The organism is Methylobacterium sp. D53M (assembly GCF_053345625.1).
In genome coordinates, this window is record NZ_JBKFAL010000004.1 from 42,560 (window position 1) to 60,498 (window position 17,939).

The following is a 17,939-nucleotide window of genomic DNA, read 5'->3' on the forward strand; positions in this document are numbered from 1 at the left end:
TCGCAGCCCCGCGTCCGCCCGTCGGGCGGGTTCTGGTAACGGCCTCAGTGGTTGTCTCGCGGCACCCCGGAGGCCTGCGCGACCTTCTGGAACTTCACCGCGCCCTTCAGCACCATGCCTTGATCGAGCTGGTCGACCTGATCGCGGTAGATCTCCTGCCAGGGCGTCTGCGTCGCCGGGTAGGGATATCCGCCGCGCGCCGCCAGATCCGCGCGCCGGCGCGCGATCTCCTCGGCCGGGAGCAGGATGTCGGCGCTCCGGCGGTTGAGGTCGATCCGGATACGGTCGCCGCTCTGCAACAGGGCCAGCCCGCCGCCCGCGGCCGCCTCGGGAGACGCGTTCAGGATGGCGGGCGTGCCGGAGGTGCCGGATTGCCGGCCGTCGCCGATGCAGGGCAGCGAGGTGACGCCGCGCCGGATCAGGGCGCCGGGCGGCTGCATATTCACCACCTCGGCGGCGCCGGGATAGCCGATCGGACCGGCCCCGCGCATGATCAGGATCGTGTTCTCGTCGATGTCGAGCGCCGGGTCGTCGATCCGCGTGTGGTAGTCCTCGGGCCCGTCGAACACGATCACCCGCCCCTCGAAGGCCATCGGATCGTTCGGATTGCGCAGGTAGCGGGCGGCGAATTCCTCCGAGATCACGCAGGTCTTCATGATCGCGGAATCGAACAGGCTCCCCTTGAGATTGAGGAAGCCGGCGCGCTCCATCAGCGGCTCGCCGTAGGCGCGGATCACGTCGCGGTTCCAGCTGTGCCGCCCGCGGTAGTTCTCGCCGACGGTCCGGCCGTTGCAGGTGAGGGCACCCTCGTGGACCTTCCCGGCCTCGATCAGCTCGGCGAAGACCGCCGGCAGGCCGCCCGCGCGGAAATACTCCTCGCCGAGCCAGCGGCCGGCGGGCTGCATGTCCACGAGCAGCGGGATCTCGAACCCGACCCGTTCCCAGTCGTCGCAGCTCAGCGGCACGCCGATATGCTTGGCGATGGCGTTGATGTGGATCGGCGCGTTGGTCGAACCGCCGATCGCGGCGTTGGCCACGATCGCGTTCTCGAAGGACTCGCGGGTCAGGATGTCGGAGGGCTTGAGGTCCTCCCAGACCATCTCGACGATCCGCTGGCCGGTGGCGTAGGCCGCCTGGCCGCGCTCGCGGTAGGGCGCCGGGATCGCCGCCGAGCCGGGCAGCGCGAGGCCGAGCGCCTCGGCGAGGGCGTTCATCGTCGAGGCCGTGCCCATCGTGTTGCAATGGCCCGTGGACGGTGCCGACGACCCGACGATGTCCATGAACTGCTGGAAGTCGATATCGCCGGCGGCGTGCCGCTCGCGCGTCTTCCAGACGATCGTGCCGGACCCGGTCAGCTCCTTCTGGAAGTAACCGTTGAGCATCGGTCCGACGTTCAGCGAGATCGCCGGGATGTTGACGGTGGCCGCCGCCATCAGACAGGCCGGCATGGTCTTGTCGCAGCCGGTCAGCAGCACGACGCCGTCGAGCGGGTAGCCGTACAGCACCTCGACCAGCGACAGGTAGGCGAGGTTCCGGTCGAGCGACGCGGTCGGCCGCTTCCCGGTCTCCTGGATCGGGTGGCAGGGAAACTCGAAGGCGACGCCGCCGGCCGCCGTGATGCCGTCCCGCACCCGCTTGGCGAGCTCGACGTGATGGCGGTTGCAGGGCGACAGGTCGGAACCCGTCTGGGCGATGCCGATCAGGGGCTTGCCCGACCGCAGCTCCTCCGGCGTCAGCCCGTAATTGAGGTAGCGCTCCAGGTAGAGGGCGGTCATGCCCGGGTTGTGCGGATTGTCGAACCAGGCCTTCGAGCGCAGGTCGGCGGGCGTGATCCGGCGTTTGTCGCTCATGGTCGCTTCCTCGCATCCTGGGGCCGGCGCTGGCGGTCCGGCTCGTGTCTTCCGCTACCGCGGCGGGCGTCGCGGCCGCGGTCGCGGCGCCCTGAGCTCGATCTTGCAATACTCTGAGGATTGATCCGCCGCAGCATCTCCGGCGCTGGATTAATTTCAGGACAGCATCCGGGTGTCACCATCGATGGAAATGGCCTGCCCCGAGATCGTCCGGCCACGCGGCGAGCAGAGCAGCAGGATCTGGTCGGCGAGCTGCCGCGCCGTGACGTACTCCTTCACCGACACGAACGAGAACGCCCGCGCCTCCATGTCGGCGAAGCTGGTGCCCTGCTGCTGAGCCTTCGATTCGAGCACCCGGCGCTGGCGATCCCCGGCGACGAGGCCCGGCAGGATCGCGTTCACCCGGATCCCCGCGCCGCCGAGCTCGATCGCCAGGGACTTGGTGAAGCCGATCACCCCCCACTTGGCGGCAGCGTAGGGGCTGCGCAGCGCGAAGCCGAACTTGCCCGCGGCCGAGGAGAGATTGACGATCGAGGCGTTGGCGCTCTGGCGGAGGTGCGGCACCGCCAGCCGCGCGCAGTTGAACTGGCTGGTCAGGCAGACCGTGAGGCAGCGATCCCACTCCTCGGGGGCGATCTCCTCGACCCGGCCGGTCGGACCGGCGATCCCGGCATTGTTGACGAGCACGTCGAGGCCGCCGAGGAACTCGACCGCCTGGTCCATCATCGCGGCGACCGCGTCGCGGTCGGCGACGTCGGTCCGGCTGCGCCCGACGGTGTCCGGCAGCGCGGCCAAGGCTTCTATGTCGATATCGCAGGCGAAGACGCGCGCGCCTTCGTCCAGGAAGGCGTCGACGATCTCGCGACCGATTCCGGCAGCGCCCGCCGTCACCAGGACGCGCAGGCCGGCAATCCCCAGATCCATGATCAATCCTCTCCCTGAACGTCCCGCAATCCGCCGCGGGTCAAGATGAACTCCGCGGCTTCCCGGATGTCGGCGGCGATCGCGGCCGCGGCCGCCGCGCCGTCCCGGATCTCGATGGCCGCCACGGCCTCGGCGTGCCGGCGCAGAGCGAAGCCCTGGAGGAGGCGCTCCGGGTGGGCGCGCAGATCCAGGTTGATCACCGGGCCCGCCTTCAGCCAGAGCCGCGCGATGATCTCCTGCAGGGGTGCCAGCCCGCAGGCGCCGTAGATGGCGAAATGCAGGTCGCGGTTGAGCTGGACGGCGCGCGCCCTGTCGGGCTCCGCCGCCTCGGCCTCGGCCCGGAAGGCCGCCTCGGCGCTCCGGATCGCCGCGAGCTCGGCCCCCGTCCGCCGCTCGGCCGCCCGCGCCACCGCGATCCCCTCGACCGCGATGCGGGTCTCGACCAGGGCCCGGAACGCGGCCGCGCCCATGACCGGCACCCGGATCACGCGATTCGGCGCCACCTCCAGCACGCCGTCCGCCGCGAGCCGGCTCACCGCCTCGCGCACCGGCATGACCGAGACGCCGAGCGCAGCCGCACTCTGCCGGAGGGACAGCCGGTCGCCCGGCGCCAGCCGCCCCGAGGCGAGGAGATCCGACAGGGCCTCGTAGACGGTGTCGGACAGGGTCCGCCGCGCGAGCTGGGGCAGGTCGGCCAGCGCCAAAGTGGAATTCATATGCCGACACTAGACGGATCCGGCACTATCGCGCTAGTGATCTGTGATCACAGTTCGGGTGAGGGCCGTCAGAGCCCGCCACAACAACCCGGCTGGAGGACACGCACGGGAGCGGAACGATGACGGACCGGTACGGGGATTCCCTTTCTCGCCGCAGCCTCCTGCGCGCCGCCGGCGCGGCGCTCCTCGCGCCGGCCCTCGCGAGCCCGGCGCTCTCCCAGGGACAGTCCGAGGTGATCCGGATCGGTCACCTCACGCCGCGGACCGGCTTCCTCGGGCCGCTCGGCGAGTTCGCCGTGCAGGCGGCCCAGCTCGCGGTGGAGGAGATCAACGCGGCCGGCGGCATCGCGGGCCGGAAGGTCGAGCTCCTGGCGGAGGACAGCGTCAACCCGCAGACCGCCTCGGCCAAGGCCGAGCGCATGGTCCAGCGTGACCGCGTGGCGTGCCTCGTCGGCGAGATCAATTCGGCCTCCGCGCTGGCGATCAGCCAGGTCGCGCAGCGCGAGAAGATCCTGTTCATCAACACCGGCGCCAACTCGGACGCGCTGCGCGGCTCCGACTGCAAGCGCTTCATGTTCCACGTCGAATCGCAGAACACCATGATGGTGCGGGCCTGCGGCCGGGCGTTGCTCGACCGGGGCCTGATCAAGGGGCGCAAGGTCTACGCGCTCACCGCCGACTACGCCTTCGGCCACGATCTCCTGAAGCAGGCCAAGAAGTACTTCGCCGCCAACGACGCCACCCTCGTCGGCGAGGATCTGATCCCGACCGAGCTCACCGACTTCTCACCGTTCCTGCTCAAGCTCCGTCAGGCCAAGCCGGACCTCGTGATCTGCAACCTCGCGGGCGCGCAGATCACCAACTTCCTGAAACAGTACAGCGAGTTCGGCCTGCCGTTCCCGGTCGCCGGCTTCGGCTTCGACACGGCGCTCGCCTGGGGCGCCGGGCCGGGGAACTTCCTCGGCACCTGGCCGGTGATCTGGCACCACCAGATCGACTCGCCCTCGGCGAAGAAGTTCGTCGCCGCCTTCAAGGCCAAGTACAAGAAGCCGCCTGAGAACCAGGGCTGGGGCGACTACACGGCGATGAAGATCGTCGCGCAATCGATGAACGAGCTCAAATCGACCGAGTCGATCAAGGTCGTGGAGCACCTGGAATCGGGGGCGAAGTTCGACATCGCCAAGGTCCGCGAGGGCTATTTCCGCCCCTGGGACCACGAGCTGATGCAGGAGATGTTCGCGATCACCGCCCTGCCGGCGGATCAGGTCAAGAACCCCTACGACATCTTCACCTCGACCGGGCCGCTGCCCGGTCCCGGCGAGAGCCTGGAAGTGCTCGCCACCACCCGCGACGAGAACGCCTGCACCTTCCCGGCGTGAGGCGTCCATGCAGCTCGTCTTCATCCTGGAGCAGGTGCTCAACGGCCTGCTGATCGGCGTGCAGTACCTGCTGATCGCGCTGGGTTTGTCGCTGATCTTCAGCCTCGGCGGGATCGTGAACCTCGCCCACGGCGCCTTCTACGCGATCGGCGCCTACATGACCGTGCTGCTGACGCCGACCATCGGCTTCGGCGGCGCGCTCATCGCCTCGCCGCTCGCGGTGGCGGCGCTCGGCCTCCTGATCGAGCGGTTCCTGCTCCGGCGCTTTTACCGTGGCGACCCGACGCTGGGCCTGCTCCTCACCTTCGGGCTCGCGATGGTGGCGGAGCAGGCGCTGCGCATGGCCTTCGGGGCGGCGCCGGTGCCGTTCGGGATCCCGCTGTGGCTGCGCGGGCAGGTCTTCATCGGCGACCTGATCTACTCGCGCTACCGGCTCTCGATCCTCGTCGTGGCCCTCGCCTGCGTCGCCGGCCTGTGGCTGCTCCTGACCCGCACCAGCTTCGGGCGGGTGGTCCGGGCCGGCGTGCAGAACCCCGACATGGTCGCGGCGCTCGGCATCTCGCTGCGGCCCTATATGACCGCGGTGGTGACGATCGCTGTCGGGCTCGCGGCGCTGGCCGGGACCATGATGGCGCCGGTCACGGGCGTGCAGCCCGCCATGGGCGCCGAGATCCTGACCTTCGCCTTCGTGGTCGTGGTGATCGGCGGTCTGGGCTCCTTCTGGGGCGTGGTGCTCGCCGCGCTGATCGTCGGCGTGGTCCGGGGCCTCACCGCCTACGCCTACCCACCGGCCACCGAGGCCGCCGTCTACGCCCTCATGGTGCTCGTCCTGCTGCTGCGCCCGCGCGGCCTGTTCGGCGAGCACATCGCCCGGTTCGAGTGAGCGGAGAGCGTCCCATGTCCGGAACCGCCGAGCCGCTGCCGCTCGCCCTGCCGCAGCGCGGCCTGATCCTGCGCGAGAGCCGCCAGCTCTGGGCGGCCCTCGCCGCCCTGATCGTCCTGCCCTTCGCCCTCGACGCGATCGGCCTGACGCTGATCACCGCCACCGACGTAGTGATCTTCGCCCTGGCGGTGCTCGGCCTCAACATCCTGGTCGGCTGGACCGGGCTCACCTCGTTCGGCCACGGGGCGTGGTTCGGGATCGGCGCCTACGCGGTGGCGATCCTCCAGACGCGCCTCTTCCCCGGCGACATGTCCCTGCCGCTCCTCGGCGCCCTGGCGATCACCGGGCTCGCGGCCCTCGCCGCCGGCGGCCTGATCCTCCGGCGGCGGGGCGTCTACTTCTCGCTCCTGACCCTCGCCTTCACGGCGATGCTCTACGCCATCGCGTTCCGCTGGACCGACCTGACCGGCGGCGAGAACGGCATCGGAAACCTGCACCGATGGGCGGCGCTGCAGGAGCCCGGCGCCTACTACGCCGCGGTGTCCGGAATCGCCTTCGCGGTCCTGATCGCCCTGTGGCGCTTCCGGCGCTCGCCGATGGGCACCGTCCTGGTGGCGATCCGCGAGAACGAGCAGCGCGCCGGCTTCCTCGGCTACGCCACCAACCGCTACAAGCTCGCGGCCTTCGTGATCTCGGCGACGATCACCGGGCTGGCGGGGGCGCTCGCGGCCTACAGCCACCGCTTCACCTCGGCCGACCCGATCTCCATCGCCTTCTCGGGCGAGCTGCTCGCCATGGTGGTGATCGGCGGGATGCGCTCGTTCCTCGGGCCGGCGCTCGGCGCGCTGTTCTACATCCTCTTCCGCGAGTTCCTGTCGATCTACACCGCCGACTGGCTGCTGTATTTCGGCCTGCTGTTCGTCGCCTTCATCGTGTTCTCGCCGGACGGGCTCGTCGGCATCGCGGCGCGGCTGCTCAAGCCGTTCCGGCGCGTCCCGACCGAGGGCGCGGCCATGTCGGCCCGCCGCGCCGGCGCCTCGGGCCGCGTCCCGGCCCGCTTCATCGCGGAGGGGTGCGGCGACGGCCCGGTGCTGGTCGCCGACGAGATCCGGAAGAGCTTCGGGCCCGTGAAGGCGGTGCGCGGCGTGTCCTTCGCGGTCGCCGACCGGACGCTCCACGCCCTGATCGGACCGAACGGCGCCGGCAAGACCACCGCCTTCAACCTGCTGTCCGGGATGTTCAGCCCGAGCGGCGGCAGCATCCGCCTCGACGGAAGCGAGATCGCCGGCCTGGAGCCGCACGCCATCACCCGGGCCGGGATCGGGCGCTCGTTCCAGATCACCAACCTGTTCCCGGGCCTCTCCGTGGAGGAGAACGTCCGCCTCGCGGTGCAGGCCCGGCACGCCGCGCATTTCAGCCCCTGGCGGGACGCGCTGGCCGTCCGCGAGATCGCCGACGACACGGCCGAGCTGCTGCGCTGGACCGGCCTGTCCGGCATCGAGCGGGCCGAGGCCGGCAGCCTGTCCTACGGCGGCCAGCGGCTGCTCGACATGGGGCTGGCCCTGGCCACGCGGCCGCGCGTGCTGCTCCTCGACGAGCCCCTCGCCGGGCTCGCGGCGGCCGAGCGCGAGCGGGTCGGCGACCTGATCAAGGCGCTGTCGGCCGACATCCCGGTGCTCCTCGTCGAGCACGACATCGACCGCGTCTTCCGCCTCGCCGACCGCGTCACCGTGATGGCCGACGGCGCGGTGCTGGTCGACGGCTCGGTCGCGGACGCCCGGGACGACGAGCGGGTGCAGGCGGTCTATCTCGGCTCGGGCACGGCGGCGATCGCCGCGAAGCCGCGCGCCAGCGCCGCCGAGGCCGAGACGCTGCTCGCCATGGAGGGCGTCGACACCTTCTACGGCAAGTCGCACATCCTGAACGGGGTGAACCTGGCGGTGCGCCGGGGCGAGGTCGTGGCGCTCCTCGGACGCAACGGGGCCGGCAAGTCGACCCTGCTCAAGACCCTGATCGGCACCGCGCCGCCGGCCGCCGGCCGGATCGTGCTCGCCGGCAAGGACATCGCCGGCCTGTCGCCCGACCGGATCGCCCGGCTCGGAATCGGCTACGTCCCGCAGGGGCGGGCGCTGTTCGCCGGCATGACCGTCGCGGAGAATCTCGGCCTCGGCCGGCTGCGGCGGCTCACCGGCGCCGGCATCCACTGGGACGAAGAGAAGGTCCTCGAGTTCTTCCCGCGCCTGAAGGAGCGCTGGAGCGTCGACGCGGCCCGCCTGTCCGGCGGCGAGCAGCAGATGGTGGCGGTGGCCCGCGCCCTCTCGGGGGACACGCGGCTCCTCCTCCTCGACGAGCCCTTCGAGGGCCTGTCGCCGGCGGTGACGGAGGAGCTGTTCGAGGCCTTCGACCGGCTCCGCCGGGAGATCGCGATCATCCTGGTGGACCACCACCTCGACCTCGCCCTGGCGCTGTCCGACCGCACCGTCGCCCTGGAGCGCGGCAGCGTGCAGTGGACGGGCGAGTCGCGTCTCCTGCGCGAGGATCAGGAGTTGAGGCGGAAGGTGCTGTGGCTATGACCGAGAGCGTCGCGATCGTCGGCGCCGGCCTGATCGGCCGGGCCTGGGCGATGATCTTCGCCCGTTCCGGCTGGGACGTGCGCCTGTTCGACCCCGCGGCGGGCATCGCCGAGGCCGCGATCCCGCTCTGCGCCGAGGGGCTGCGGACACTGGCGGCGAACGACCTCTGCGCGGATCCCGCGGGTGCCGCGGCGCGCATCCGCGCGGCCGGCACCCTCGCGGCCGCCCTCGACGGCGTCGCCTTCGTGCAGGAGAACGGACCGGAGCGGCTGGAGGTCAAGCGGAGCCTCTTCGCGGACCTCGACGCCGCGGCGCCGCGGGAGGCCGTCATCGCCTCGTCCTCCTCGGCGATCCGCTGCTCCCTGTTCACCGAAGATCTGCCGGGTCGGGCCCGGTGCCTCGTCGGCCATCCGGTGAATCCGCCGCACCTGATCCCGCTCGTGGAGATCTCCGGCGCGCCGTGGACGGCGCCCGAGGCACTGGTGCGGGCCCGTCAGGTCTACGAGCAGATCGGGCAGGTCCCGATCACCGTGCTGAAGGAGATCGAGGGCTTCATCCTCAACCGGCTCCAGGGCGCCCTGTTGGCGGAGGCGTTCCGCCTCGCCTCGGAGGGCTACGTGACCCCGCAGGACCTTGACAAGACCGTGGCGGACGGCCTCGGCCTGCGCTGGAGCTTCATGGGTCCGTTCGAGACGATCGAGCTCAACGCGCCCGGCGGCATCGCCGATTACTGCGCCCGCTACACCGGCTTCTACAAGAGCCTCGCCGCCGACCCGGCGCCGCCCGCGGTCTACGAGGCGCCGGCCACCGAGGCGATCCTGGCCAACTGGCAGCCGCCGACCGATCTGCCCGCACGCATGAACCGCCGCGACGCGCGGCTGGCGGCGCTCCGCGCCCACAAGGCTTCACGGAAGGACTGAGCATGGCCTCACAGCGGAAAGTCATCATCACCTGCGCGGTGACGGGCGCGATCCACACGCCCAGCATGTCGCCGCACCTGCCCGTGACGCCCGAGGAGATCGCCGACGCGGCCATCGGTGCCGCCGAGGCCGGCGCCGCCATCGTGCACCTGCACGCCCGCAACCCGGAGAACGGCCAGCCCGACCAGACCCCCGAGGCCTTCGCCAAGTTCCTGCCGGTGATCAAGCAGCGCTCGAACTGCGTGGTGAACATCACCACGGGCGGCGCGCCGACCATGTCCATCGAGGAGCGGGTGCGCCCCGCGGCGACCTTCCAGCCGGAGGTCGCCTCGCTGAACCTCGGCTCGATGAACTTCGGCCTGTTCGGCATGCTCGACCGCTTCAAGGACCTGAAGCACCAGTGGGAGCGGGACTATCTCGGCAACAAGGATATCATCTTCCGCAACACCTTCGGTCAGATCGAGCACATCCTGACGACCTGCGGCCCGAACGGGACGAAGTTCGAGTTCGAATGCTACGACACCGCGCATCTCTACAACCTGAAATATTTCTTCGACCGCGGGCTGGTGCAGGCGCCGCTGTTCATCCAGACGGTCTTCGGCCTGCAGGGCGGCATCGGCGCGCATCCGGACGACGTGATGCACATGAAGCGCACCGCCGACCGTCTGTTCGGCGATCAGTACCGCTGGTCGGTGCTCGGCGCGGGCCGCAAGCAGATGAACATCGCCGCCATGGCGGCCGCGATGGGCGGCAACGTCCGCGTCGGCCTCGAGGACAGCCTCTGGGACGGTCCGGGCAAGCTCGCCGAGACCAACGCCGCGCAGGTCCGGCGCGTGCGCGCGATCATCGAGGGGTTGGGCCTCGCGGTCGCCTCGCCCGACGAGGCGCGCGAGATGCTGGCGCTGAAGGGCGGCGACAAGGTCGGGTTCTGATCGATCAGTCGGTTGATGATGCGTCGCGGGAGGTGCGACGCGTCATCCGATAGCGGCTGACGTTCAGGCTCTTCCGTCCTTGCGAGCGTAGCGAAGCAATCCAGGCGCGCCTCAGGCCTCCGATGTCGCGCAACACTGGATTGCTTCGCTGCGCTCGCAAAGACGTAGGCGACCGCTCACGGCGAACCGAACACGCGATCGAGATCCGCCTGCGCGGCGCCGTCGATCTCCAGGATCTTCAGCCGGCTCTGCTCGCCGGTCACGATGCGGACCGAGCCGCGGCTGACCTTCAGCGCCTTGGCGATCAGCGCGACGAGCGCCTCATTGGCCGCGCCCTCAACCGGTGGGGCGGCGACGCGGACCTTCAGGTAGGGCTGCCCCTTCTCGTCCCGAGCCCAGCCCTCCGCGGCGTCGCGGCCCCCGCGCGGCGTGAGGCGCACCGCCAAGCGGATCGCCACGGCGGAGCCCTCAGAAGATCTTGCCCGGATTCAGCCGATTGTCCGGATCGAGCGCCCGCTTCACGAGCCGCATGACGGCGATCTCCTCGGGCGAGCGCGACAGCTTCAGCTTGGCCCGCTTCTCGAGCCCGATCCCGTGCTCCGCCGAGACGGAGCCGTTCAGCTCCGCCAGCGGCTCGTAGATCGCCGCGTCGATCGCCGCGTTGCCGACGGCGTCGAGGCGGGTGGTGTTCCAGTGGAGATTGTTGTCGCCGATATGCCCGTAGACGACCGCCCGGCAGCCCGGAATCGCCGCGAGGCGGTCGAGCGCGCCGCGAACATAGCCGTCCATCCGCGCGAGCGGCACGCTCACGTCGAAGGCCCGGTCGATCCCGTCGGCGTTCAGGTGCTCGACGCGGTCGCGGATCCGCCACATGCCGCGGCGCTGCTCCTCCGAGGCGGCGACCACGGCGTCGAGGATCGTGCCGTCCCCCATCAGCCCTTCCAGCAGGCCCAGGAACCGGTCCGATTCCTCGGGGACGCACTCGACCTCGATGATCGCGTAGAACGGGTAGTCCGGACCGAGCGGTGGGGTCGCGCGCCCGGGTGCCGTCATCAGCCGGTAGAAGTCCGGCCACAGGCCCTCGAACGAGGAGACACGCCCCTGGAAGGCGCTCTGCGCCGCCCGCAGCACCCGCGCGCCGTCGTCGACTCCGGGGCACGCGATCAGCGCCGTCGCGTAGCCGGCGGGCTCAGGCCGCAGGCGGATGACCGCCCGCGTGACGATGCCCATCGTGCCCTCGGTGCCGAGGAAGAGCTGCTTGAGGTCGAGCCCGGTATTGTTCTTGATGAGCGGCCGCATCGACGACACGACCGTGCCGTCGGCGAGCACCGCCTCCAGGCCGAGCACCATCTCGCGCATCATGCCGTAGCGCAGCACCCGCAGGCCGCCGGCGTTGGTGGAGATCGCGCCGCCGATCGTCGCCGAGCCGCGGGCCCCGAGATCGAGGGGGAAGAACAGGCCCGCCGCGGACGCGGCGTCCTGCACGCTCTCGAGCGTCGCGCCGGTGCCGACCACCACCGTCATGCCGAGCGGGTCCACCGGCTCGATGCCGGTCATGCGCTCGGTCGAGAGGGTGATCTCGTCGGGCTGGCAGAGCGTGCCGTCGACGAGGCCGGTGGCGCCGCCCCGCGGGACCACCGCGACGCCCGCCGCGCGGCAGGCGGCCATGACGGCACTCGTCTCCTCGGTGCTGCGCGGGCGGACCAGCGCGAGGGCGGCGCAGGGCTCGGTCGGGCGCGTCCAGTTGGCCGAGCGCCCCCGCAGCTCCGCGCCGGTGACGAGACCGGACGGTCCGACGATCGCGGCGAGGCGGTCGAGGAAGGCGGTGTCGGTCATCGGCATATCTCGGGGCTCGGTCCGGTCGCCGCTCTGTCACAGAATCCCGCGCGCGGCGAGGTTCCGCATCAGCGCGCGGGCGCCGAAGGTCCAGGGCTCGCAGGCGTCGCAGGGGCGCATGCAGTTGACGAGGCTGCCGAGTTCCGGGCTCGCCACGACGACGCGGTCGCCGTCGGCGTGGGTGAAGCCGAGGCCCGGCCCGTGCCGGTCTTGGATCGGCGCGAACATCGTTCCGAGGAGGAGGAGGGCGCCGTCGGGGTAGTCGTGCGTCCGCCCCATCAGCGCCTCCGCCAGCTCCTCCGGGTCGCGGCTGATCTCGGAGAGCGGCGAGGTGCCCTCCAGCCGGAAGCCGTCCGTGCCGGTCACCTCGAGGGTCACGGTCGTGCGGCGGACGTCGTCGAGGCCGAACGTGTCGTCGAACAGGCGCAGGAACGGCCCCACGGCGCAGGAGGCGTTGTTGTCCTTGGCCTTCCCGAGGAGCAGCGCCGACCGGCCCTCGAAGTCGCGCAGGTTCACGTCGTTGGCGAGCGTCGCCCCGACGATCCGCTGGTCGGAGGCGATCGCGAGCGCCACCTCGGGCTCGGGGTTGTTCCAGTGCGAGTCCGGGTGCAGGCCCGCATCCGCGCCGCAGCCGACGGCCGAGAGCGGCTGCGCCTTGGTGAAGATCTCGGCGTCCGGGCCGATGCCCACCTCCAGGTACTGGCTCCAGGCGCCCTGGGCGACCAGCACCTCCTTGAGGGCCATAGCCTCGGGCGAACCGGGCTTCAGCCGGCGCAGGTCGTGCCCGACCAGGCGCTCGACCTCGGCGCGGATCGCCGCCGCGGCGGCGAGATCGCCGCGTGCGCGCTCCTCGATCACCCGCTCCAGCATCGAGGTGGCGAAGGTCACGCCCGCCGCCTTCAGGGCCTGGAGGTCGACCGGGGCCAGGAGCCAGGGCTTGGTGGCGTCGCGCGCGTCCGCCGGCGTGTTGGCCAGCACCGCGTCGAGGCTGCCGAGATCCTCGCCCTGGGCGCCGCGCAGGGCGGCGGCGGGGTCTCGGGCCTCGCACAGGTCGCTGACGGTGGGGAAGGCGGCGGTGACGTCGACGATTCGGGCCGCGCCGTCCGCGTCGGCGCGGATCGCCACGACGCTCGGACCGGCCACGTCCGGCCGCCACACCCGGCCCACGAGGGCGCCCCGGCATCCGTCGGCGGGCAGGATCTCCCGCGCGGTCAGGCCCGATAACGACATGTGCTCATGTCCCCTGGATGTGTGATCCTGCGATGTCCGCGCGTGGCGGGCCCGGTTCCCGGACCGCGGCCGGCGCGCGATCCCATAGCATTCCACGGCGCCCGTCATCCCGCCGGATGTTTCACCGGGCCGCGCTCGTCACGGGCGCCGGGCGGGCTCGCCTGACAGATCCAAGATTATCTGCAGCTTTGCCAGGAGGCCGGGTTGCTTTCCCGCGAACCCTCATTTGTACTGCTGCCCTAGAGCCGCCGACAGAGCGGCCTTGATCGGGAGGAAGCATGGCCTCGGTGGGAATCCGCGAGGTTCGCAAGGCTTTCGGATCGACGAATGTCCTGCACGGCGTGTCGGTGGATATCCGGGACGGTGAATTCGTGATCCTGGTCGGCCCGTCGGGCTGCGGGAAATCAACGCTCCTGCGGATGATCGCCGGGCTCGAGAACATCTCCGGCGGCGAGATCCGCATCGGCGAGCGCGTGGTGAACGATGTGCCGCCCAAGGAGCGGGACATCGCCATGGTGTTCCAGAACTACGCCCTCTATCCGCATCTCACCGTCCGCGAGAACATGGCGTTCTCGATGCGGATCCGGAAGGCGCCGGCCTCCGAGATCGATCTCCGGGTCAACAAGGCCGCCCAGATCCTCGGGCTGGCTCCCCTGCTGGACCGCTACCCGCGCCAGCTCTCGGGCGGCCAGCGCCAGCGCGTCGCCATGGGCCGGGCGATCGTGCGCGACCCGCAGGTCTTCCTGTTCGACGAGCCGCTCTCCAACCTCGACGCCAAGCTCCGCGTGGCGATGCGCACCGAGATCAAGGAGCTGCACCAGCGCCTGAAGACGACGACGATCTACGTCACCCACGACCAGATCGAGGCCATGACCATGGCCGACCGGATCGTGGTGATGCACGACGGGGTCGTGGAGCAGATCGGGCCGCCCCTCGAGCTCTACGACCGGCCCGACAACCTGTTCGTCGCCGGCTTCATCGGCTCGCCGGCCATGAATTTCATGCCCGGCAAGGTCCGGGCGAACGGGCGTCTGACCTTCACCACCGAGACCGGCCTGTCGATCCCGCTCGCCGACGCGCCCTCCGGGGCCGACGGTCGGCCGCTCATCCTGGGGGTCCGCCCCGAACATTTCGACCTCGCGCCCGAGGGGATCGCCGCGGAGGTCGTTGTCGTGGAGCCGACCGGCTCCGAGACCATGCTGGCGGTGCGGGCCGGGGGCCAGGACCTCACCTGCGTGTTGCGCGAGCGCGTGCGCGAGCGGCCGGGCGAGACGATCTCCCTGCGGCCGAACCGCGTGCACTTCTTCGACGCCGAGACCGGCCGTCGCCTGCCGAGCTGACCCGCGTCGGATCCGGCGCGGATTCGAGGCGCGCGGCGCCTCTAGGATCACGATCACCGAGGGAGAAGTAACGATGTCCGTTCTCGATCGCCGGTCCCTCCTCGCGGGCGCCGCAGCGACAGGCCTCGCCGCCGGCGGCGACCTCCTCGGCTTCGCCAAGGCCTGGGCGCAGAACGCGGAGTGGAAGCCCGAGCCGGGGGCGAGCCTGTCGCTCCTGCGCTGGAAGCGCTTCGTGCCGGCCGAGGACGAGGCCTTCATGAAGCTCGTCGACGCCTTCACCAAGGCGACGGGCGTCAAGGTCACGGTGACCAACGAGTCCTTCGACGACATCCAGCCCAAGGCGTCGGTCGCCGCCAATACGGGCCAAGGGCCCGACATGGTCTGGGGTCTGTTCTCGTTCCCGGCGCTGTTCCCGGACAAGTGCCTGCCGCTCGAGGACGTGGCCGAGTCCCTCGGCAAGAAGTACGGCCCCTGGTTCCCGTCGGCCGAGGCCTACGGCAAGGTCAAGGGCAAGTGGATCGCGATCCCCGTCGCGTTCAACGGCGGCTATCCGAACTACCGCATCTCGGCGATGAAGAAGGCCGGGTTCGACAAGTTCCCGACCGACACGGCGGGCTTCCTCGAACTCTGCCGCGGCCTGAAGAAGAACAACACGCCCGCCGGCTTCGCCCTCGGCCACGCCACCGGTGACGGCAACACGTGGTGCCACTGGGCACTCTGGTCGCACGGCGGCAACCTCGTCGACGCCAACGAGAAGATCGTCATCAACTCGCCCGAGACCGCCAAGGCGCTCGAATACGTCAAGTCCCTGTACGAGACCTTCGTGCCCGGCACGGTGTCGTGGAACGATTCCTCGAACAACAAGGCCTTCCTGGCCGGCGACCTGTACCTGACCAACAACGGTATCTCGATCTACGCGGCGGCCAAGAAGGACAACCCGAAGCTCGCCGAGGACATGGACCACGCGGTCTGGCCGATCGGCCCGGTCGGCAAGCCCACCGAGTTCCAGCTCGCCTTCCCGATCCTGGCCTTCAAGTACTCGAAGGCGCCGAACGCCTGTAAGGCCTTCATCGCCTTCATGATGGAGGCCTCGAACTACAATCCCTGGCTGGAGGCGGCCCAGGGCTACCTCTGCGAGCCGCTGTCGAACTATCCGAAGAACCCGATCTGGACGAGCGACCCGAAGAACGCGGTCTTCGCCGAGGCGGGACGGCGCTCCCTGGCGGCGGGCGGGCTCGCGCCGGTGAGCGAGCGGATCGCCGCGGTGCTGGCCGACTTCGTGATCGTCGACATGTTCGCCAGCCACTGCACCGGCCGCGAGGACGTGAAGGGCGCCATCAAGAACGCCGAGCGCGCCGCCACCCGCATCTTCCGGAACACCTGACCGCACCCGCCGGAGGCGAGACCATGGCGCACACGGCCCTGACGCAGCCCGCCCCGGCCGCAAGCCCGACCCGCTCGGCCTGGCAGCGCGTCCGCGCGAGCCGGGGCTGGGCGGGGTTCTGGTTCATGCTCCCGACGGCGCTGATCCTCGGCCTGTTCCTGGCCTACCCGCTCTTGAAGGGCATCTGGCTGTCCTTCACCAACGCGCGGATCGGCCGCGACGGGGTCTTCGTCGGCCTGGAGAACTACGAGTGGCTCTGGGACGACGACGTCTTCTGGCTCTCGGTGTTCAACACCTGCCTCTACACGGCGGTGGCGTCCGTGGTGAAGTTCGGCGTCGGGCTCTACCTCGCGTTGCTGCTCAACAAGAACATGCCGTTCAAGTCGATCATCCGGTCGATCGTGCTGATCCCGTTCGTGGTGCCGACCGTGCTGTCGGCCATCGCGTTCTGGTGGATCTTCGACAGCCAGTTCTCGATCATCTCCTGGTCGCTGCGCCATCTCGGGATGATCGACGGCAACATCGACTTCCTCGGCGAGCCGGCCATGGCGCGGGCCTGCGTGATCTTCGCCAACATCTGGCGGGGCGTGCCATTCATCGCCATCACGCTGCTCGCCGGTCTCCAGACGGTCTCGCCCTCGCTCTACGAGGCCGCGACGCTGGACGGCGCCTCTAACTGGCAGATCTTCTCGCGGATCACCCTGCCGCTGCTGACCCCGATCATCGCGGTCGTGATGACCTTCTCGGTGCTGTTCACCTTCACCGATTTCCAGCTGATCTGGGCCATGACGCGCGGCGGCCCGGTGAACGCCACCCACCTGATGGCGACCCTGTCGTACCAGCGCGGCATCCTCTCGGGGACGCTCGGCGAGGGCGCGGCCATCGCCACCGCCATGGTGCCGTTCCTGCTCGCGGCCATCGGCATCTCGTGGTTCGGCCTGCAGCGCAGGGCCTGGCAATCCGGGGGGAACGACCGATGAGCGCGCCCGCACCGCCCGCCCACGCCGATCCGCATCTCAACTCCGTGCTGGAGGCGCGGCCCGCCGGGCTCACCGACAATTCGGAGGGGATGGCCTATCTCGAGCGCCTGCCCCGGCGGCTCGTGACGACCTACCTGCCGCTCCTCCTCATCCTCGCCGTGCTGCTGTTCCCGTTCTACTGGATGGCGCTGACGGCCATCAAACCGGACGAGCAGCTGATCGACATGGAGCGGTTCAACCCGTTCTGGGTCGTGGATCCGACGCTCAAGCACATCAACAAGCTCCTTTTCGAGACGCAGTATCCGCGCTGGCTCTGGAACACGATGTACGTGTCGGTGGCGGCGACCGTGCTGTCGCTGTTCGCGAGCGTGCTCGCCGCCTATGCCTGCGTCCGCGTGCGCTACCGGGGCGCCGGCTGGGTCGGGGCGGCGATCTTCCTCGCCTACCTCGTGCCGCCCTCGATCCTGTTCATCCCGCTCGCCACGATCATCCAGGCCTACGGCCTGTTCGACTCGCCGATCGCCCTGATCCTCGCCTACCCGACGATCCTGATCCCGTTCTCGACGTGGCTCCTGATGGGCTACTTCAAGACCATTCCCTACGAGCTGGAGGAATGCGCGCTGATGGACGGCGCCAGCCGGTGGCAGATCCTCACCAAGATCATCCTGCCGCTCGCCTTCCCGGGGCTGATCTCCGCCGGGATCTTCTCCCTGACCCTGTGCTGGAACGAGTTCATCTACGCGCTGACCTTCCTGTCCTCGACGCAGAACAAGACGGTGCCCATCGCCGTGGTGAGCGAGTTCGTGGATGGCGACGTCTACAAGTGGGGGTCGCTGATGGCCGGGGCGCTGCTCGGCTCGCTGCCGCTGGTGATCCTCTACTCGTTCTTCGTCGAGTACTACGTCTCCGCACTCACCGGCGCCGTGAAGGAATAGGGACGGGCAGGACCGTCGTCGTCGCGCGCGCAGCGAAGCGTGACAGGGCGGCGGGAC

At 70.1% G+C, this 17,939-nt stretch carries 15 protein-coding genes; 9 read left to right on the forward strand and 6 right to left on the reverse strand.

Features of this window, described 5'->3' with window-relative positions:
* Positions 1-44: 44 nt before the first annotated feature.
* The 3 genes from ACLBYG_RS09325 to ACLBYG_RS09335 form a co-directional block, all read right to left on the reverse strand.
* A complete protein-coding gene (locus ACLBYG_RS09325) occupies positions 45-1,850 on the reverse strand; it encodes an IlvD/Edd family dehydratase (RefSeq protein ID WP_056528448.1) in 1,806 nt (601 codons plus the stop codon).
* Positions 1,851-2,006: 156 nt separating this feature from the next.
* Entirely contained in the window at positions 2,007-2,774 is a 768-nt protein-coding gene (locus ACLBYG_RS09330; protein ID WP_447681291.1) for an SDR family oxidoreductase, read from the reverse strand.
* A 2-nt stretch (positions 2,775-2,776) separates the two neighbouring features.
* Positions 2,777-3,490 carry a GntR family transcriptional regulator gene (locus ACLBYG_RS09335; protein WP_447681292.1) on the reverse strand — a complete coding sequence of 238 codons (714 nt, stop codon included), beginning with the start codon at positions 3,488-3,490 and terminating at the stop codon, positions 2,777-2,779.
* Between the two features lie 119 nt (positions 3,491-3,609).
* On the opposite strand from ACLBYG_RS09335, the gene ACLBYG_RS09340 reads away from it, so the two are divergent.
* From ACLBYG_RS09340 to ACLBYG_RS09360, 5 genes are read left to right on the forward strand one after another with little or no spacing between them, the layout of a single operon-like run.
* Positions 3,610-4,869 (forward strand): ABC transporter substrate-binding protein, encoded by a 1,260-nt coding sequence (locus ACLBYG_RS09340; protein WP_447681293.1) that lies wholly within the window; start codon positions 3,610-3,612, stop codon positions 4,867-4,869.
* Between the two features lie 7 nt (positions 4,870-4,876).
* Positions 4,877-5,752, forward strand: coding sequence for a branched-chain amino acid ABC transporter permease (locus ACLBYG_RS09345; RefSeq protein ID WP_447681294.1), 876 nt, complete (start codon positions 4,877-4,879; stop codon positions 5,750-5,752).
* Between the two features lie 14 nt (positions 5,753-5,766).
* Positions 5,767-8,325, forward strand: a complete 2,559-nt coding sequence (locus ACLBYG_RS09350; RefSeq protein WP_447681295.1) for a branched-chain amino acid ABC transporter ATP-binding protein/permease — start codon at positions 5,767-5,769, stop codon at positions 8,323-8,325.
* Positions 8,322-9,245 (forward strand): 3-hydroxyacyl-CoA dehydrogenase, encoded by a 924-nt coding sequence (locus ACLBYG_RS09355; RefSeq protein WP_447681296.1) that lies wholly within the window; start codon positions 8,322-8,324, stop codon positions 9,243-9,245. Before ACLBYG_RS09350 ends, ACLBYG_RS09355 begins: the two co-directional genes overlap by 4 nt.
* Positions 9,246-9,247: 2 nt before the next feature.
* Complete coding sequence (locus ACLBYG_RS09360) at positions 9,248-10,177, forward strand: 3-keto-5-aminohexanoate cleavage protein (protein ID WP_447681297.1); 930 nt, start codon at positions 9,248-9,250, stop codon at positions 10,175-10,177.
* Positions 10,178-10,353: 176 nt separating this feature from the next.
* Here the strand turns inward: ACLBYG_RS09360 and ACLBYG_RS09365 are convergent, their stop codons facing one another.
* The 3 genes from ACLBYG_RS09365 to ACLBYG_RS09375 are packed head-to-tail and all read right to left on the reverse strand — an operon-like array spanning position 10,354 to position 13,243.
* On the reverse strand, positions 10,354-10,635 hold the full coding sequence (locus tag ACLBYG_RS09365; RefSeq protein ID WP_100251172.1) for a DUF167 domain-containing protein: 282 nt from the start codon (positions 10,633-10,635) through the stop codon (positions 10,354-10,356).
* A 10-nt stretch (positions 10,636-10,645) separates the two neighbouring features.
* Complete coding sequence (locus ACLBYG_RS09370) at positions 10,646-12,013, reverse strand: FAD-binding oxidoreductase (protein ID WP_447681298.1); 1,368 nt, start codon at positions 12,011-12,013, stop codon at positions 10,646-10,648.
* A gap of 36 nt (positions 12,014-12,049) precedes the next feature.
* Positions 12,050-13,243, reverse strand: a complete 1,194-nt coding sequence (locus tag ACLBYG_RS09375) for a fumarylacetoacetate hydrolase family protein (RefSeq protein ID WP_447681299.1) — start codon at positions 13,241-13,243, stop codon at positions 12,050-12,052.
* A gap of 278 nt (positions 13,244-13,521) precedes the next feature.
* Between ACLBYG_RS09375 and ACLBYG_RS09380 the strand changes: the two genes are divergently transcribed.
* The 4 genes from ACLBYG_RS09380 to ACLBYG_RS09395 all read left to right on the forward strand — a co-directional run bounded on the left by ACLBYG_RS09380 (position 13,522) and on the right by ACLBYG_RS09395 (position 17,882).
* Positions 13,522-14,583: an ABC transporter ATP-binding protein gene (locus tag ACLBYG_RS09380; protein ID WP_447681300.1), complete on the forward strand. Its 1,062-nt coding sequence runs from the start codon at positions 13,522-13,524 to the stop codon at positions 14,581-14,583.
* A gap of 73 nt (positions 14,584-14,656) precedes the next feature.
* Positions 14,657-15,967: an ABC transporter substrate-binding protein gene (locus tag ACLBYG_RS09385; RefSeq protein ID WP_331299996.1), complete on the forward strand. Its 1,311-nt coding sequence runs from the start codon at positions 14,657-14,659 to the stop codon at positions 15,965-15,967.
* Between the two features lie 23 nt (positions 15,968-15,990).
* Positions 15,991-16,947, forward strand: coding sequence for a carbohydrate ABC transporter permease (locus tag ACLBYG_RS09390; protein ID WP_447681301.1), 957 nt, complete (start codon positions 15,991-15,993; stop codon positions 16,945-16,947).
* Positions 16,948-17,036: 89 nt separating this feature from the next.
* A complete protein-coding gene (locus ACLBYG_RS09395; RefSeq protein WP_234082978.1) occupies positions 17,037-17,882 on the forward strand; it encodes a carbohydrate ABC transporter permease in 846 nt (281 codons plus the stop codon).
* The last annotated feature ends 57 nt before the right edge of the window (positions 17,883-17,939 follow it).

Bases quoted from the DNA above. Each gene is read 5' to 3' on its own strand.
- ACLBYG_RS09325 (WP_056528448.1), bottom strand. From the start codon at position 1,850: ATGAGCGACAAACGCCGGATCACGCCCGCCGACCTGCGCTCGAAGGCC.
- ACLBYG_RS09330 (WP_447681291.1), bottom strand. From the start codon at position 2,774: ATGGATCTGGGGATTGCCGGCCTGCGCGTCCTGGTGACGGCGGGCGCT.
- ACLBYG_RS09335 (WP_447681292.1), bottom strand. From the start codon at position 3,490: ATGAATTCCACTTTGGCGCTGGCCGACCTGCCCCAGCTCGCGCGGCGG.
- ACLBYG_RS09340 (WP_447681293.1), top strand. From the start codon at position 3,610: ATGACGGACCGGTACGGGGATTCCCTTTCTCGCCGCAGCCTCCTGCGC.
- ACLBYG_RS09345 (WP_447681294.1), top strand. From the start codon at position 4,877: ATGCAGCTCGTCTTCATCCTGGAGCAGGTGCTCAACGGCCTGCTGATC.
- ACLBYG_RS09350 (WP_447681295.1), top strand. From the start codon at position 5,767: ATGTCCGGAACCGCCGAGCCGCTGCCGCTCGCCCTGCCGCAGCGCGGC.
- ACLBYG_RS09355 (WP_447681296.1), top strand. From the start codon at position 8,322: ATGACCGAGAGCGTCGCGATCGTCGGCGCCGGCCTGATCGGCCGGGCC.
- ACLBYG_RS09360 (WP_447681297.1), top strand. From the start codon at position 9,248: ATGGCCTCACAGCGGAAAGTCATCATCACCTGCGCGGTGACGGGCGCG.
- ACLBYG_RS09370 (WP_447681298.1), bottom strand. From the start codon at position 12,013: ATGACCGACACCGCCTTCCTCGACCGCCTCGCCGCGATCGTCGGACCG.
- ACLBYG_RS09375 (WP_447681299.1), bottom strand. From the start codon at position 13,243: ATGTCGTTATCGGGCCTGACCGCGCGGGAGATCCTGCCCGCCGACGGA.
- ACLBYG_RS09380 (WP_447681300.1), top strand. From the start codon at position 13,522: ATGGCCTCGGTGGGAATCCGCGAGGTTCGCAAGGCTTTCGGATCGACG.
- ACLBYG_RS09385 (WP_331299996.1), top strand. From the start codon at position 14,657: ATGTCCGTTCTCGATCGCCGGTCCCTCCTCGCGGGCGCCGCAGCGACA.
- ACLBYG_RS09390 (WP_447681301.1), top strand. From the start codon at position 15,991: ATGGCGCACACGGCCCTGACGCAGCCCGCCCCGGCCGCAAGCCCGACC.
- ACLBYG_RS09395 (WP_234082978.1), top strand. From the start codon at position 17,037: ATGGCCTATCTCGAGCGCCTGCCCCGGCGGCTCGTGACGACCTACCTG.